The sequence below is a fragment of the Haliscomenobacter sp. genome, assembly GCF_041740695.1.
Lineage (GTDB): Bacteria > Bacteroidota > Bacteroidia > Chitinophagales > Saprospiraceae > Haliscomenobacter.
Genome location: NZ_JBGSLK010000087.1, coordinates 11495 through 28527, shown reverse-complemented (window position 1 = coordinate 28527; position 17033 = coordinate 11495). Strand labels below are relative to the sequence as shown.

14 protein-coding genes are annotated in these 17033 nt (G+C 46.2%); 4 read left to right on the top strand and 10 right to left on the bottom strand.

The window, feature by feature from the left end:
* Together ACEW9O_RS17760 and ACEW9O_RS17755 are read left to right on the top strand one after the other, a co-directional pair.
* Positions 1 to 2523, top strand: coding sequence for a glycoside hydrolase family 3 C-terminal domain-containing protein (locus ACEW9O_RS17760; RefSeq protein WP_373551528.1), 2523 nt, complete (start codon positions 1 to 3; stop codon positions 2521 to 2523).
* Positions 2524 to 2929: 406 nt separating this feature from the next.
* A complete protein-coding gene (locus ACEW9O_RS17755) occupies positions 2930 to 5254 on the top strand; it encodes a glycoside hydrolase family 3 N-terminal domain-containing protein (protein WP_373551527.1) in 2325 nt (774 codons plus the stop codon).
* Positions 5255 to 5682: 428 nt separating this feature from the next.
* On the opposite strand, the gene ACEW9O_RS17750 is transcribed toward ACEW9O_RS17755, so the two are convergent.
* On the bottom strand, positions 5683 to 5973 hold the full coding sequence (locus ACEW9O_RS17750; RefSeq protein ID WP_373551526.1) for a hypothetical protein: 291 nt from the start codon (positions 5971 to 5973) through the stop codon (positions 5683 to 5685).
* A 48-nt stretch (positions 5974 to 6021) separates the two neighbouring features.
* The gene (locus ACEW9O_RS17745; RefSeq protein WP_373551525.1) at positions 6022 to 6357 is read right to left on the bottom strand and encodes a hypothetical protein; all 336 of its coding nucleotides are present in this window, start codon (positions 6355 to 6357) and stop codon (positions 6022 to 6024) included.
* A gap of 287 nt (positions 6358 to 6644) precedes the next feature.
* On the opposite strand from ACEW9O_RS17745, the gene ACEW9O_RS17740 reads away from it, so the two are divergent.
* On the top strand, positions 6645 to 6869 hold the full coding sequence (locus ACEW9O_RS17740) for a helix-turn-helix domain-containing protein (RefSeq protein ID WP_373551524.1): 225 nt from the start codon (positions 6645 to 6647) through the stop codon (positions 6867 to 6869).
* Between the two features lie 351 nt (positions 6870 to 7220).
* On the opposite strand, the gene ACEW9O_RS17735 is transcribed toward ACEW9O_RS17740, so the two are convergent.
* From ACEW9O_RS17735 to ACEW9O_RS17720, 4 genes are read right to left on the bottom strand one after another with little or no spacing between them, the layout of a single operon-like run.
* Entirely contained in the window at positions 7221 to 7679 is a 459-nt protein-coding gene (locus tag ACEW9O_RS17735; RefSeq protein WP_373551523.1) for a macro domain-containing protein, read from the bottom strand.
* Positions 7680 to 7687: 8 nt separating this feature from the next.
* On the bottom strand, positions 7688 to 8044 hold the full coding sequence (locus ACEW9O_RS17730; RefSeq protein WP_373551522.1) for a hypothetical protein: 357 nt from the start codon (positions 8042 to 8044) through the stop codon (positions 7688 to 7690).
* Between the two features lie 7 nt (positions 8045 to 8051).
* Positions 8052 to 8525: a hypothetical protein gene (locus ACEW9O_RS17725; RefSeq protein ID WP_373551521.1), complete on the bottom strand. Its 474-nt coding sequence runs from the start codon at positions 8523 to 8525 to the stop codon at positions 8052 to 8054.
* Positions 8506 to 9258 (bottom strand): TIGR04255 family protein, encoded by a 753-nt coding sequence (locus ACEW9O_RS17720; protein WP_373551520.1) that lies wholly within the window; start codon positions 9256 to 9258, stop codon positions 8506 to 8508. The genes ACEW9O_RS17725 and ACEW9O_RS17720 overlap by 20 nt, the downstream gene beginning before the upstream one ends.
* A gap of 244 nt (positions 9259 to 9502) precedes the next feature.
* On the opposite strand from ACEW9O_RS17720, the gene ACEW9O_RS17715 reads away from it, so the two are divergent.
* Complete coding sequence (locus ACEW9O_RS17715; protein WP_373551519.1) at positions 9503 to 11101, top strand: SH3 domain-containing protein; 1599 nt, start codon at positions 9503 to 9505, stop codon at positions 11099 to 11101.
* Positions 11102 to 11310: 209 nt separating this feature from the next.
* Here ACEW9O_RS17715 and ACEW9O_RS17710 read toward each other — a convergent pair whose 3' ends face one another.
* The 4 genes from ACEW9O_RS17710 to ACEW9O_RS17695 form a co-directional block, all read right to left on the bottom strand.
* Entirely contained in the window at positions 11311 to 12222 is a 912-nt protein-coding gene (locus tag ACEW9O_RS17710) for a restriction endonuclease (RefSeq protein WP_373551518.1), read from the bottom strand.
* Between the two features lie 57 nt (positions 12223 to 12279).
* Positions 12280 to 12885 (bottom strand): hypothetical protein, encoded by a 606-nt coding sequence (locus ACEW9O_RS17705; protein WP_373551517.1) that lies wholly within the window; start codon positions 12883 to 12885, stop codon positions 12280 to 12282.
* 43 nt (positions 12886 to 12928) lie between these two features.
* Positions 12929 to 13942 carry a hypothetical protein gene (locus tag ACEW9O_RS17700; protein ID WP_373551516.1) on the bottom strand — a complete coding sequence of 338 codons (1014 nt, stop codon included), beginning with the start codon at positions 13940 to 13942 and terminating at the stop codon, positions 12929 to 12931.
* 95 nt (positions 13943 to 14037) lie between these two features.
* Positions 14038 to 17025, bottom strand: a complete 2988-nt coding sequence (locus ACEW9O_RS17695; protein WP_373551540.1) for a type I restriction endonuclease subunit R — start codon at positions 17023 to 17025, stop codon at positions 14038 to 14040.
* Positions 17026 to 17033 lie beyond the last annotated feature (8 nt).

Here is a 17033-nt window from a genome sequence, read left to right as displayed (position 1 = left end):
ATGAAGCATAAATTCACCACCACTATTTTGCAAAACATTCTGATTTTAGCTGGTTTGTTGTGCTCCATCGGCACATTTGCTCAATCCATTGAAACGATTGATGCCTTGGAAAAAAGGGTGGATGATCTGCTTGGAAAAATGAGTGCTCAGGAGAAAATTGAGCAATTGTATTACCTGACCGATGGCAACGCCAGACTCAAGATACCCCAGTTCAAAGGGAGTGACGGGCCCCATGGGATTGGCAACAAGGCAAAAGGTTTTTCTTCCTTTCCAGTTACCATCGCCATGGCCGCCTCCTGGGATCCTGGTTTGATTACCCGTGTGGGCAGGGCCATCTCCCTGGAACAGGCCGCCAGGGGCAAAGACCGAATCGCCGGGCCTACGCTGGACATGCTGATTGACCCCCGGATTGGCCGTGCGCCGGAAACGATAGGTGAAGACCCCTTCCTTGGCGGCAGGATTTCCGCAGCTTTTGTACTGGGTCAAAACACCACCTCCGTTTTTGGCTCCATCAAACACTACAATTTAAACACGTACGAAGTCAATCGCCGAACCAACAATTACCTGAGTGATGAAAGAAGCCTGGTCGAATTTTGGGGCGCGCATTGGAAAAGAACCATTCAGTACGGAGGCGCCATTTCCGTGATGTGTGCCTACAACTGGGTCAATGGGGACAAATGCGCAGAAAACCAATACCTGATCAAGACCCTTTTGCGCGATCACTGGGGTTTCAATTATTACACCATGAGTGATTGGGGTGGGTTCAAAGAAACGGGCAAAGCCCTGAATGCCGAACTTGATTTTTGCGAAGGAAACGACCTGTACATCAAAGAGTTACCCGCCGGGGTTAAAACGGGCCTTTTTGACACCAACCTGATCAACCGAGCCACAAAAAATGTATTGCGTACCAAAATCATTTCGGGTATGATTGATGGCGTGCCTCCGGTGCCTGCCAACGTGATCGACAGCAAAGCACACCGGGAACTGGTTTATGAAAGTGGACTAAAAAGTTTAGTGTTGCTAAAAAACGAGCAAAACATCTTGCCCCTCAACCAAGAGAAGCTCAAATCCATTGCCGTGATCGGCCCCAACGCGGCATTTTTACCGCTGGATGGCAACAGCAGCTCAAAAGTGCTGCCCGCTTACCGCATCCCGGTGACTCAGGGGATCAAAACCATTGTGGGTGAGCAACGCGTGCTGTACGCCAAAGGCTGCAACATGAGTGATACGAGCAGGTCGCAGTTCCGGGCGGCTCTTGACGCTGCGGCGAAAGCGGAATACGTGGTGTTTGTCGCCGGGCTGGACAGTACCATGGAAGGGGAGGGGTATTTTTTGGACAAAGAAGCCGATGAAAAAGGCGGCGGCATCCTTTCCCGACCCGACCGGCCTTCACAAACCGTTTTGCTGCCCGGCCTGCAGAATGAATTGATCAACGAAATTGCCAAGGTGAATCCCAATATCATTCTGGTGGTTATTTCCGGCGGCACCTGTAGTGTCACCCCGGTTTTAAAAAATGTAAAAGGATTGCTTTATGCCTTTTACCCCGGCCAGGAAGGTGGCCGATCCATTGCCGATGTGCTGTTTGGCCACTATCATCCTTCCGGAAAACTACCAGCCTCCATCCCCAAAGACGACCAGCAAATTATCCCCATCAGTACCGACTTTAGGAATCTGGTGACCCGTGGCGTGGGTTACCGCTGGTTCGACACCCAACAATTGACGCCTGAATTTGCCTTTGGTGCCGGATTGAGCTATACGACTTTCGCGTATACAAACATGCGCATCAATCGTCCGAATGCCAGGGTAGGCGACTTGATCGAAGTTTCTTTTGATCTAAAAAACACTGGAACGCTGGCTGGCGAGGAAGTGGCGCAACTGTACCTGTCTACGGGCAAAATCACGCCAGCCCTGGCCATGCCCGTCAAACAATTGCGCGGCTTTGAAAAAGTAATGCTGCGGCCCGGCGAATCCAAAAGAATCACCATAAAGCTGAGCCCGGAGGAGTTGTATGTTTACAATGAACCAACAAAATCGTACCTGGTGCCCGCAGGAGAATATGTTGTGCAGGTCGGGGGTGCCTCGAATGTGCTACCCCTCAAGGCGACTTTTAACCTGAACCCTGCCAAAGCAAAAGCCGATTTGCTGGTGACGAACATTCGTACCATGCCCACCTTTCCCAAACCGGGCGAACCGCTGGTGTTTATGGCCTCCTTGATCAATGCAGGAACCGCCGCAACCCGCGCCGGAGACAAACACATTGTGCGCTTTTACGTAGATGGCAAAGAGGTTGCTTATTACTATTCGAACTCCACGTCCATCCCAATCGCCGGAATGGAGCTTGCCTGTGCGCAGGGATTGAATGGAAAAGACTGGATCACCCCAACGGGCACCTTCAACATCACCGCGAAAGTAGAAGTAGCCGGAAGTAAGGACCTGATCAAAACAAACAATACTTGTGAGGCTCAGCTCATTGTGCCCCATGGGAAAGTAATTCCTAGGGAGATTGTGAATATTTTGAAGTAAGCACCTCGCTTTCGGCTCAACCCCGTTGACTTGAGTAAAAAAGGTGCATTCAGCGCAGGATTGTGCTGAGGCTTTCCAACCCCCGACCCCTGAAGGCAGGGTCGATTGGTTCTGGTTTTTCGCGCAACGGGAGCCCCGCTAGGGGCGTGATATGGGTAGTTAATAACGGTCCAGATGTTTCTCAAAGTCCCGTAGGGACGCGATATGGGTATCCTTCGAGACAAAATACCCACATTTCGTCCCTACGGGACTCGGGAAATCCTGGATATCGCAATAGACTACCCATATTTCGCCCCTAGCGGGGCTTATCGCCATGTTCAAAACCAGAACCAATCGCCCCTGCCTTTAGGGGTTTGGGGTGCTGAACCAAAAGCACGATGCTAAATGTATACAAAATGATAAGCTTATGAAAAACTTTGCTCTGCTTTTGTCTTTTTTCATGGTCTGCGCAATGCTCCACGCGCAAGTTAGCCCCAAACCCATTTACAAAGACCCAGCCGCCCCGATTGAACTGCGCATCAAAGATCTATTGGCCCGCATGACCCTGGAGGACAAATGCCGACAAATCGACATTTGGCATCCAAAAATGGATTTAAGCAACCCTGCCGAACTCAAAAACGCCATCGCCGCTTTGGGCGATACCGTAAAAAATGGCATCGGCTTCCTGCAATTCAACGTTCGCATGAATGATGCCGCGTACATGGCCCGCTTCAACGCCATTCAGAAATATTTTGTAGAGCAGACCCGGCTGGGCATCCCCGCCATTTCAAATGCCGAAGGTTGCCACGGATTTGTGGGCAACGAGGATCAACCCACCGTATTTCCCGTTTCCGCCTCACTGGGCAGTACCTGGGATACCACCTTGGTTGAAGCGGTTTTTGGTGCGGTGGCCAAAGAAATGCGCGGTTTTGGGGTGACCCATGCCGCTACCCCCGTGATCGATTTGTTGCGCGACCCTCGTTTTGGTAGAGCCGACGAGATACTCGGCGAAGACCCCTACCACGTCGCACAACTGGGCGTTGCTGCCATTTTGGGCTTACAAGGCCGCTCGCCCCAAATTGATGGCCAGCACTTGATCGCCTGCGCCAAACATTTTACGGGCCATGGCCAACCCGAAGGCGGCACCAACCTCGCGCCGTCAAATTTGTCGGAAAGGGTGCTGCGCGAAAACCATTTTTTCCCTTTTGAAATGGCGGTTAAAAAAGCCAAGGTGCGCACCGTCATGGCCTCCTACAATGAAATTGACGGGGTGCCCAATCACGCCAACAAATGGTTGCTCAATGATGTGCTGAGGGGGGAATGGGGTTTTACGGGTTATGTGATCTCCGATTACGATGCGGTCAACCGGATGGTGTACCGCCAGCATTCCAGCCTCAACCAGGCGGAAGCCGGAAAACGCGCCATCAATGCCGGAATGGATTTTGAATGTCCCAGCAACTGGAAAAATTACTGTTTTCGTTTTTTACCCGCGCTGATTAAAGCGGGTGAAGTCAAGGAGTCGACGCTGGACTCGGCGGTGGCCCGGGTGTTGCGGAATAAATTCACCATGGGCCTGTTTGAACAGCCTTACATCCAGGCGATGGATGAAAAAACAAAAATAGAGGCCAAACTGAAGCACCGTCAACTGGCGCTACAAGCTGCCGAAAAAGGAATGATTCTGTTGAAAAATGACAACAAGACCCTGCCCTTCAGCGATACAAAAATCAAGCGCCTGGCCATCATCGGGCCCAACGCCGATGAAGTACATTATGGCACCTATTCAAATGACATTTCGCCCGGCGTAAACATCGTGGAGGGCTTGCGCAACTACGGAAAAGGAAAGTTTGAAGTGGTATTTGCCGAGGGCTACAAGATTTATGAAAACGACACGAGCATCAAAGCGGAGGACAAAACGATCGAAGCGGAGAACCGCCGAATCGCCGAAGCGGTAGCATTGGCAAAAACTTGCGATGCGGTTTTATTGGTCATGGGCGGCAATGAACTCACCTGCCGCGAAGAGTGGAAAAACCATACCGGAGACCGATTTGACCTGGACCTCCTCGGTAGACAAAATGATTTGGCCAAAGCCATTTTTGAGTTGAACAAACAAACGGCGGTGCTGCTGATCAATGGCCGCCCCCTCTCCATCAATTATTTAGCAGAACAGGCTCCCGCCATCATCGAAGGTTGGTATTTGGGCCAGGAGCAGGGCAACGCTGTGGCCAATGTGGTGTTTGGCAAAGTGAATCCCAGTGGCAAACTGGCCGTCACCATCCCCCGACATGTGGGGCAATTGCCGGTGTATTACAACCGCAAACCCTATGTTCACGAAAGTGATTACATCAGCGGGCCGTATTCCCCCTTGTACCCATTTGGTTTTGGCTTGAGTTACACCCAATTCAACTACAGCAACCTGAGCTTGAGCAGCAAAAAAGTAATTGTGGGCGAACCCCTTAAAGTGAGTGTGGCCGTCACCAATACAGGCGAGCGGGATGGCGATGAAATTGTGCAGTTGTACATCCGCGATCTGGTTAGCTCGGTCACCCGGCCCGTGCAGGAATTGAAAGATTTTGCCCGGATTCAGCTTAAAAAAGGAGAAACCAAAACGATCTCCTTTAACATCACTGCGGATAAATTGCAGTATTACGGATTGGACATGAAACGCATCGTGGAGGCGGGTGAATTTGAAGTGCAGGTTGGAAAAAGTTCAACGGATTATTTGAGTGATCGGTTTGAGGTGATGAGGCAGTGAGGGGCAAAAATCGATCGGTTCTATTTCGAGCTGCTGGAGCGAAGCTGCGAAAAAGGTAAATAACTTGAATTCTGATTTATTTGCATTGAATATGAATGGATTACCATGTTTTTTGGCAAAAAAGCCATTCAGCTACAACATTTTCACCGCAGAGTTTCGCGGAGTAAACGCAGAGTTTCTCAGAGTTTAAGCCACCTTCGGTGGCAAAGAGTACTCAGAGGCGCATTAAATGAACACTAAATGCCAAACAATCAAATTTTAATCGTATTCGACCTCCAGCCACCAAAGGTGGCAAAACTCCTAAAAACCAATAAACCTTTGCGAAACTCTGCGTTTACTCCGCGAAACTCTGCGGTAAAAAAAATTAATTAAATCAAAACTCTTATTGCTCCTTGTTACCGCCAAAACCCAGGGATGTGGGCACCTAACTACACCCCTCTCCGTTTCAAAAACGCCTCCACCACATTCCGCGCCAGCCGCAGTTGCTCCGCATCCATTCCGGTATCTACCACCAGTTCATCACCGCTTTCGCCAGTTTCGCCCTCATAGCGTTCGATCCAGAAACTGAAGTTTGACTCCACTTCCTTGATGATGCACACGCGTTGTTCGCCTACCTGTACCCGCAAGAGGGGATTGCCATCGGCTGCTTCTTGGATGAGGAGGTAATCCGGGGCGATTTGAGCCAAAAAATTGACCCAGTTTGAAGTATGTTGATCCATTGTTGTACAATTTTACGTGGGTGAAGAAAAACGCCTTCATCCACAATGTTAGTTCAAAATAAAGTATAAAACCACTAAAACTGCCACCGCAACAAACGCCCGACCCGCCAGCACCTCAATGTCGACCCGCACATCTCTGGTTTTGCGGTTCTGAAAGGTGCGCCGCTCCGGGGCGGGGATGCCGTTGGCCCCTTCAATGTAACGCTCGGCCTGCTCAAACTGCTCGGCACGCTCGGCGTGTTCCTTCTCGCTGAGCTGCCCCTTGAGCTGTTGGAGCAACGTTTTGCCTTGCTCCCGCGAAAGGGGTTCATCCTGGCTCCAGGTAACCGATTTTTCTACGCCGTTGCCTTGGGCCTGGATGCGGCCCCGATGTTTCTTGGTCATGAGTGTGGTGTTTTGTGGACAAATAATGGGGGTGAAAAGTTCCGTGAGTATGTTAGTTTTTGTGAAAGAAATGGTGTTCACTGGTGGAGCATGTGCATGCACCAAACAGTTTTTACCGATGCAATTGTAGTTTGCTGAATTTTCCATATCTTGACCATTGGTTACGTTTAAAAGCTTTGAATAATCAAGGCTATAAAACTAATAAAGTACTAAAACGATACCAATATAGTATCTAAAAAGTACCTATGAAATACTTTTGATTAAATTTAATTTTCAGCTATTCGTTTATGAGTGAGTCTGAGAAACATATCTTTTACGTGGCAGAAGAGCTGATGACGCTGGAATCGGCTGCTGAACTACTCAAAGTCAGCGTAAACACCGTTGAACGGGAACTGAGGGAAGGGCGCATGAAGGGATTCAAGCGGCTGAAGAAATGGTATGTGTTTAAGTCGGATGTATTTAAGTACGTGCGTGAAGGGACGAGTAAGGAAGGGGGAGAGGAAACGGAATAAACATGTAATCTTAAACTCAATGACCAGCGGCAGCGCCGCGAAACGTCGATAGCACCAGGTGCCAGATGTTGTGGTGAAGGTGCAGCGTACCGGAACAAAGACGCTGACGTTCCGGTGCGCTGCACCTTAAACCCGGCATGGTGCATTAAAAAGCTATCGACGTTTGGCGGCTCTGCCGCTTAAGGTAGCTCCAATTTGGGTAGCACTTATCTTAAAACCTCAGTGGCTCCTTCTATTTGAGCTGTCGCAAATTTTGCGACAGTTGCTGATCGATTCAATTCCTCTTCGTTGAAAACATTGAGGATGTGTTTGGGAATGGTTTTGCCGCTGTCCAATCTCCGTAAAAGTAGGCTACATCTCCGTGGGCTCGTACACTTGAATGTCTACATCCAGGTCTTTTAACTTGGCTTCGATCAGGGATTTTACTTTTTGCCAGTCCAGTCCACCATTGCCACTGCCCAAGGCCGGGATGGCGATGCTTTTGATCGCTTGCGCCAGCAGCAAATCCCGCAGGGCATCCAGTCCTTTTTCGATGTATTCGTATTTGGAAGGGTTGCGCCAGTGTACTTTGGTTGGGAAATTGACGATGAGTTTTTGGCCGCTTTGCAAGTTATTGTCCCATACCGACAGCAAGATGCCGGGCTGTAGTTCTTTCTTTTTGCAGGCGTCCAGGTATTTTTTGTAATTGTGTGGAAAAGCCTCCCGGAATTGTAAAGCGATGCCTTTGCCCATTACGCCAACGGTATTTACGGTATTGACCAAAGCCTCGGCTTGGGATTGCAGCAAGTCTCCTGTTTGGTAGTTGATCATGGTTCAATTCAATCTGGGTAGTGGATACGCCTCGCTGCTGCTGCCAATTTTCTTGCAACACTCTTGGTAATATCACCTTTAATCAGCGCATGAGCATCATTTCCTTCAATCGGGTCGTGCTCGTTAATGAGGCCTAAATCTTCGGTGATGGCTGCATCAAGGCTAAACAGTCGAAATCGGCTGGCATTTTCAATGGCCCTTGGGTAGGCTGTAAGGCGCTCAATATCTACCGACAAGCCATCCTCGTTCTTTTTCGGTTGGAAGCTTGAAGACGAGGGCGTTCCATCATCTTTGATGAAATTGGGGTCCAAAAATTGAACCCGCCTAAGAAGCTTGTCGGAGCGTAGGATCGGTTCTTTTTCCAACGTAAAACTAATTATGCATGAAATCTATTAATTGATTGAGATCCTTATCTAGCGTACCTTCAAAAAAGCCATCATCTCCTACAAATAGGAGCATTTCTGTGCTATTGTCTGGGTTAAAGTATATTTCAGCTGCTTTATCATCACCAGCTTTAAATTCGATCATAACTTCTCCATTGACTCCTGGAGCCACAAAATAAATAGGGAGATTCAATTCATAAGCTTTATTCACAAATTCAATGGCATTGTTGATTGCATTTAAGTCTGGTGCGGCGGCACCGTAGCTATCCCAGTCCTTCTTTAAATTTTTAAATCCCAATAATTTACTCCAAGTGTTACGCATCTTGGTACGAGAGGGTGCCCCTGCAAAGACCGTACTACCCGCGAACAGCTCGGTATTGCGTTCCAAGTCATATTCACCTAACCGGGTTGACACTTCAATTTTAGGAGATTTTACACCAGCATCATTGATTGAAGCTACCATAGAATTGTGTTTTACAAATGTCATGAAATGCTTGTGAAGTAACCTTGTGCGAAGCTCCAACCCACTCCAAAAGTGCATCTAAATCTACTCTTTGCGTTCGAGTCATTTCAATTTGCCAAATGAAAACCGGTTCTTGCTTATCATTTTTACCATTTGCCAACACAATTTTCAGCCCACTTCCATCCGCTTGTTCAAAGGTTTGTTGAAAATTGAACTGCGTAAGAAGACCTCTTGCATCGAATTGGTTCTCAAAAGTAAAATTTAGATTTTTTTGAATAAAACTTGGCCAATTCTCGAAATCGTAATCCGCAATTTTGACCACATCGATATAACGTAAAGTATACGTCATAAAGTTCAAAGTTTTCTTTTTGGCATAAGCACGACTAAGTTGATTCAGTACCTCTTTTAAGCAAGGATAAAAGGTGTCTTCCCAAATGTAGTTTTTGTCTGTGTCGTTCAGGGTCATGATTCCAGGTCCCAATTGCACCACAGGCCAAGTGCGTTCCGCACTCCAAAATTGGTGGACAGGATGGTGCAGAGGATAGCCCGGAAAATCATCTGGAATCTTCTTGATTACAACCGGAAACTTATCTTCAATGTAACTTTCAAATTTACCCACAGCATATTCATAGCCATTGTCCTGAATGTGTTGGGTTTCCGGATTTAAATCTAAGGCCCAACGGACTTCAAAAATGACTTCTTGTAGTGGCGCTTTGGGTAGCTTTTTGACCATGGATGGGTAATTGATTGGCATCAAATATAAGCGCTTATTTTGATTGTTAAAGGGGTTAGTTGAATTTTCTTAATCAAACCTATACCACCTGCTTCACCAAACTCATAATGTATTCCAAATCCACCAACAGTTGGATGTGATTGAGAATATGCGGTAAGTGGCTTTCATGAAGATATTTTCTTTTATAGCATGAAACCTTATAGCATGAAATCCGTATTGTATTTAAACGTTAAAATTAGACTCGATGAAAAAGAATATTATTTTCTTATTAATGTCACTTTTTTTTGCAGTTACAATTTTTGCTCAAGTAAAAGTAAGTGGCTATTACCGAAAAGATGGTACCTACGTCAGACCTCATTATAGATCCTCTCCAGATCGAAATCCTTATAATAATTGGAGTTACCCTGGTAATACTAATCCTTATACGGGAAAAGTTGCGACAGGTAATCCCGATACATACTTAAAAAACCATTATGAAAAAAGTTCTTCATCTTCCTCTTCTCCTGTTAAAGTTGAAGGATATTACAGGCAAGACGGTACTTACGTAAAGCCTCATTACAGATCAGCTGCTGATGGAGACCCTTTAAATAATTGGAGTTATCCAGGTAACACGAATCCATCCACAGGAAAAACAGCGACAGGCAATCAAGAAACTTATCTGAATAACTATTACAATGAAAGTTCATCTTCAAATTACTCTAATTCAACTAGCAGCGGCTCTGAGATAAAGTACGTCCCAGAAAAATCATCCCTATACAATTACAAAGTCGTAAATACTGAAAAGTTAAATATTAGGTCTGGTTCTTCTGTCAAATATCCGGTCATTAATACAGTTTCAAAAGGTGAAAAACTTCTAATCTTAGGATGTGAAGGGAATTGGTGTCAAATCACGTATGGCACTATTGAAGGTTACGTGAATTCTAGCTATCTCGAAGACGAGGTTTCGTTTTCAAATTATAGTCATGAGCCCATCATTTTTCAGGGTGATGTTATTGAAACAACTTACAAATCCAAACAAGAAGAATCAAGTAAGGTAATAATCACCAATCCAGAAATCAAAAATTCAGGGAAGCTGGGTAATGAAAGCAATCAAGTATTGACAAAATTTTCAGTATCCAACCTATACTTTACACCTTCTTTAGATGGCGCAATCATAGCTCAAATTCCGAAAAATTCGCAAGTCGTGTTTATCCGAAAAGAAGGAATTTGGTGCTATGTTGAATACAAAACCATGAAAGGCTATCTTTTTGAGGATGCACTATCGGCAATTCCTAAAAAGACTTCTATAGGGACAGTAGAAAACCCAAAACCAGTGACTACTCCTTCAAGTTCTTACAAAGACATTTCTTCTAATGGGAATAAGACAAATACCACCGCAGCTAATTCGTCAAATAAAAAACTTGAAGTCGATAAAATAATGTTCACAAAATTCACAACAGTCAACATGTACGAATCAGCTTCTTTGGGTAGTAAAGTTATTCTTCAACTGCCGATGGGATCGAAGGTATCTGTAGCAAAGAAAGATGGCGTTTGGTTTCAGGTACAGGTCAATGATTTAACTGGTTTCATATTTGAAGATGTTTTAACTGCTAACTCTGTACCGCAAAATTTTTCTAAGCCTCAACCACTCACTGAACCTTCAACGACTTCGCTTAAAGTGGCAATTGTTAGGTTCAACAATATGGTTTTAAGGGAAGGTCCATCACTCGATTATAAGATTGTTGTAGATGTTCCAAAGCAATCTCAAGTCAAACTAGTTTCTGTTTCCGGCATTTGGACTAAAGTTTCTTTTAATGGAAAAGAGGGGTATATATATGATACTTCCTTAGAGCGAATCCATTAAAACACATGACCATTTTTATGAACGACTATGGTAAGAGTACACTTTAACAACATACGACAAGAGATTTTGAATTGCCTTGACGAAGCAACAGATGAGATACTAGTTGCGGTATACTGGTTTACTAATCACGAATTATTCAACAAGCTTTGTGAGAGAAAAAAGGCTGGTTTGACCGTAGAATTAATTGTCCACAACGACTGTATGACAACTCACTCCTCCCCAAAATAATCCCCATCCACCTTCTTCACCTCGTACACCTGGTCCGTAGCACAGCCCAAATTATAGTCAATCATCAACTGTGCCAAATATGCCCCATCAATGAGCACAATTTTGGTTTCATTCCTTGGTGAATAATCCAATGCTTCGCGGGTGAAACTGGAGGTAGTAATAAAAATCCCTTTTTTGGCCCCTTGTCCTGCCAGTGCTCCGACAAACTTCTGAATTTCTGGCCGACCTACCACATTGCCAGGTTTCCAGCGTTTGGCCTGGATGTAGATGATGTCCAGCCCTAGTTTGTCCTCTTTGATGGTGCCATCAATGCCCTCGTCACCGCTGCGGCCTACGGCTTTGCCTGCATCCTGGATAGAACCACCATAGCCCATTTTGACCAAAAGCTCAACAACCAGGCGCTCAAAAAAGGCTGGCGACAATTCCAGTACCTTGCTGAGTAATTCCGCAGCCAGGTCTTTGCGAATGCGCTGGTAAGCTTGATCCAAAAGCTCTTCAGGAGTCTGGATGCTCGGCTCGATATTGGGTTCTTCTTCGCTGTTGCTGCGGCCAGCACCTTGGAATTCCAGGAATGAAGGAAACTGGCGCAGAAACTTAACATCAATGCGAACCGGGTTTTGTTTCAATACCATCAGCCCTTGGGGTGAAATGGTCAGATAACCACGCCGGATAGAATCCAGCAGGCCCGCTTTTTTCAAGTAGGTGCGCGCCCATCCTACCCGATTGTCAAAAATGGGTTGTTGGCCACTGGCCAACATTTCTTTGCGCTCATCTTCGCTTAGTTTGAATTCAGAAGCCAGAGCTTCAATGAGGTCACGAAATTTGTACTCGCGCTGGTCTGCCACCTGGCGAAGAAGGGGAAGCATGAGGGTTTGGTAGTCTGGAATTGGCATGGAAAGAAAATTTTATGAATGTGGTTTTTTAGCCTTAAAAATTTGAATCATCAATTCCTACCCTCCATCTTCCTGATCTACCAGCCCTTTGGCTCCTCCATTCATAAACATGATAAATTCCACAACTCTTAAATCCGTCATCTCATAATCCTTCATTCTTTCACGTAAAGTTGAGAACCCATCCTGAACAATCAAATCTTGGCACAAAGTCAAATACTCCAAATAACTTTTGCAATTCCCGATCCTGTTTTGATGAGGTTCCATTCCGGTCAGGTAGCGAAATACCCTGCTATCCCAAATCGCGAATTTATCGGGATTGATGAAATGTAAAAGTTTGGAGGTGCCAACCATTGAGTTGTTGAGCAACTGTTTGAGTGTTTGTAATTCTTCAACTTTAGGGATTTCTCCCTTTTTGGCTCGGTTCAATATGTCAGTGGCTTCCTCAAATGCATTTGACTGGAACTGGAAAATAGTAGGCATCCAGCCATAGGTAAAATGAATGCCAATGGTCAGGTGATGCTGGTTGATGGTATCAATGCCTTCAAAGTAGCGGATGAACTCTGGGTAAGCTCTCAGATAAGAGTCATCCGAATTGAGTATGAGTTTTTCTGCGTCTTTTTGTAATCGGCTGAAAAGGCCAGGGATGTTAATTTCTTTAATCATTGTTCATAGGTTAGTGTCCCGCCGAGTTTCAGCGGGACAAGAATTACGCTTTATAGTTACTCCATTTTTTACCATCCAATTCCTTAGCAAGAGCACCTGAATTGGGATGATTTCTTGCTATGTCCCAAAAGTATTTTTTGGATTGTTGCATCCCGCCGTCAGAGTCTTTTTCAAAATTAGTAGTAGCCCCATCGCTTAATAAAAACACTTGAAGTGGTGTATTCTCATTTTCTTCAAGGCGGTAGAATTTTACTTTTTCTTTGGCACGTTCGCAAAGTGCCTCATCAGTGTCCTTTGAGTTATTCCATTTTATTTTGGCTTCTTCCAAATTAGAGGATACTACTACTAATGCATCAATTTCATAAATCTTTGCTACCTTTTTATTGGCGTATGGGCCAAAGTATTTGGCTCTCCGATGACTGTATGGGCCTCCCTTGTCTGGACACATGTACACATTATCAAGCACCTCCGTCATCGTGCCCCCGCAGTTAACGACATCTAAGAGATAGCGCCATTTAGGTAAAAGCCCATATCGATCCAAGTACATTTTAAACTCTTCAATCAGTCGCTGTAAGAACTCCGTTTTACACACACTTTCCAAAGCATCAACAAAATATTCGTAAGTTATTGGCTGTAATATTATGCCGTGTAATTTAGCTGCTTCTTTTTGAGACTGGAATTGTTGCTCTAAACTATCGGGATTTTTAAACTCGGACGACAATAGGAATAGCACTTTTATTTTAACAGAATCATCAAATCCCTCTACATGACGATTAATCTGTCCGGAGTGAAACCAGTCGAATAATTTATTCTCAAAAAGAATCGTAAAGGACTGCTGTTTAATGGATAAATCAGGAATACCATTTCCTTGTTTTGTTTGTTGATGAAATGATGGGCCAACAATAAGACCAGTCGCATCTGGGACAAGAGTTGTTAGCAACTCCTCGAACTTCCGAGGGCTCTCCTCATAAATCAACTTCATCATTAACCCGCAGTAATTGCTTACTGCGTTTTCACGCTGCTGGTAATCAGCAAAAAGGGAAATTTCTCTGCTCATGGTTTGATCAGTTTGTGGATAATTATTGAATGCCGTTGTAGTGCATCATTACCACAACGGAAATAATTTTAATGGTATGTAGTTAGATAGCTCTTTTACTCATTCATCCTCCGATACACCTTTCTCATCATCAACTCCTTCACCAAGCCCCCGAAAGCCTTGTCCTCCAGAATTTTCTCAAAAATCTCCTGGTTCTGGTCCATGCGGTCGAGTAATTTGCTGATGAACAGGTCTTCAAAGGCGTATTTAAACGTATCGATTTTATTGACTTTGGCCTGGCTTTGTAGGGTTTCGTCCAGCATCAATTCTGCTTCAATTTGATCAAAAAACAACTTATCCGCTTCTTCAAACTCGGTGCCAAAACGGTCATTCAGCACATCGATGATTTCTGAAAGCAGCGCTTCCTCATCTTTGGGCCTTTTTAACCCCGCTTCGCTGGTGCCACTCAATTCACCATCTTCCCCTTTGATCAATTCGATTGCGCCTTCCTTGATTTTTTGCAGGCGGTAGTACTCCAGTGCTACCTCGTCAGAAAGTTGCATGCTTTCGGAAAGCTCGCGCTTGGGCAAGCGGGTTTGCAGTAGTTTGGCGTAAGCAAAGAACTTTTCCAAATCAGAATCGATGAAGGGCATGATCTGGGACAAAAAGGAATACAAGGCACACCAGGTACGCAAGCCCTTTTTGAATTCCTCCCGACTTTCCTCCTCGGGAATGGCGCGAAAACGATCTACCGCAGGATCGGTATAGGCATACAGGTGCTTCTGATCGCGGGGATGATTGAGGTTGGTGCTGGGGTTGAAATAGACCTGGGCGAAAGCCTCAATTTCGCTGTCCCAATACACCTGAAACTGATCCAGTCGGGCTTTGAGGTCGTAGAGGTGATTGATGTCCAGCTCTTCGGTGACGGTGGTGATTTCGTAGTAGGGTTGGAAAGAACTGAAAATCGTATCGCGGTCGTTGACAAAATCAAGCACAAAAGTGTCTTCCTTACCTGTACAAGTGCGGTTGAGGCGCGATAGGGTTTGTACGGCTTTGACACCCGACAGTTTTTTGTCTACGTACATCGTGTGTAGCAAGGGCTGATCAAAACCCGTTTGGTACTTGTCGGCCACGATCAAAATTTTGTACTCTTCTTTTTCAAATACTGCGGGGAGTTCCCTTTCGCCGTAGCCCGTAAGCTCGGGTTCAGATACACCTTGGGCAGAGGTATCCTGATCAACCACCTTACCCGAAAAAGCCACCAATACTTTGATCTCATTTTGGTAACCTTTGTCCTGAATGTATTTGTTGAACTCAAGGAAGTAGCGTTTGGCATGGAGCCTTGAACCCGTCACCAACATGGCCTTGGCCCGGCCACCAATTTTTTTAGCCACCACCTGCCGGAAATGCTCAAGGATGACTTCCGTTTTTTGTGCCAGGTTGTGGGGATGCAGGGACACAAAACGGCCAATTGCCTTGGCTGCTTTCCGTTTGTTGAGTTTGGGATCGTCTTCGATGGCTTTGGTCAGGCGGAAGTACAACTCGTAGGTCGTGTAATTTTGCAGTACATCCAAAATAAAACCCTCTTCAATGGCCTGACGCATGGCGTAGAGGTGAAAGGGTTGCGGCTTGCCTTCGGCATTTTGGTGCCCAAAGACTTGCAGCGTTTTGTATTTGGGGGTTGCAGTGAAGGCAAAAAATGAAATATTGGACTGCTGCCCTCGGGTGCGGGCGGAACGCTCCACCTGTTCGCGTACAAAGTCATCCCCGGAGTAGTCGTCCAGTTCTTCTTCTTCGGCCTCGTCCAACGATTGGATGGCCAGCACTTCTTTGAGTTTTTTGCTGGCCTCTCCACCTTGCGAGCTATGCGCCTCATCAATGATGACGGCGTATTTGCGTTCAGGCAACTCACTGACCTTGTCCACGATGTAGGGAAATTTCTGCAAGGTGGTGATGATGACATTCGTGCCATAACCCAGCGCAGCGGCCAATTGGCTACTGTCTTTGTCGATTTTTTGTACCACGCCCGTTTTGTGCTCAAACTGGTAAATGGTGTTCTGCAATTGTTGATCGAGCACCTTGCGGTCGGTGACCACGATGACGCTGTCAAAAATCCGCTCGTCCTGCGTATTGTGCAAACTCGACAGGCGGTAGGCCAACCAGGCAATGGAATTGCTCTTGCCCGACCCCGCGGAATGTTGGATGAGGTAGTTGCTGCCCGCACCGTGTTGAGTGGCGTGATCGCTGATTTTGCGCACGGCGTCGAGCTGGTGAAAACGGGGAAAAATGAGTTTTTCGCGTTTGTACAGGCTGCCCTCTACCTCAAATTCCACGGTTTGGAGGTGGACGAAGCGCTGGATGATCTCCAACCAACTGTCCTTCGCCAGGATTTCTTCCCAGAGGTAGGCCGTGCGGTAACCTTGGGCGTTAGGTGGATTGCCCTTGCCGTTGTTGTAGCCTTTGTTGAAAGGCAACCAGTTGGTTTTGCTGCCTTCGATTTTGGTACACATGAATACCTCGTCCTGGTCTATGGCAAAATGAACCAAACTGCGTTTTTTAAATGCAAAAAGCAGTTCCTTGTTGTCGCGGGTAGTGCTGTATTGGCGTACGGCGTGTTGTACATTCTGGGCGGTGAACTGGTTTTTCAGCTCCAACGTGGCCAGGGGAAGGCCATTGAGCGCCAGCACTACATCTACCGAGTTTCGGTTGCTTTTGCTGTAATACACCTGGCGGTATACCTTGAGTTGATTGTGTTGGTAAAGGGCAACCGCATCGGGATTGAGCCCGGAAGCGGGCTGAAAAAAGGCCATTTGGAAACGTACCCCGTAATCGACAAAACCATTGCGCAACACATCCAAACTGCCCCGCAAGTCCAACTCCTTGTACAGGCGCTGAATGACCCGATTGTCAGCATCGGCACCGTGAATGGCGGTGATTTTGGCCCAACGTTTGGGCTGGGACTGTTGCAGGAATTGGATGACCTTGTACTTGAACAAACCTAGCTCGGGGCTGTAGTCCGGGGCGTTGCCCTCGGTGTAGCCACCGCGTTCGACCAGGGTTTGGACGATGGCGCTTTCAAAGGTATGTTCGGTGGTGAGGCTCATGGTGGTGA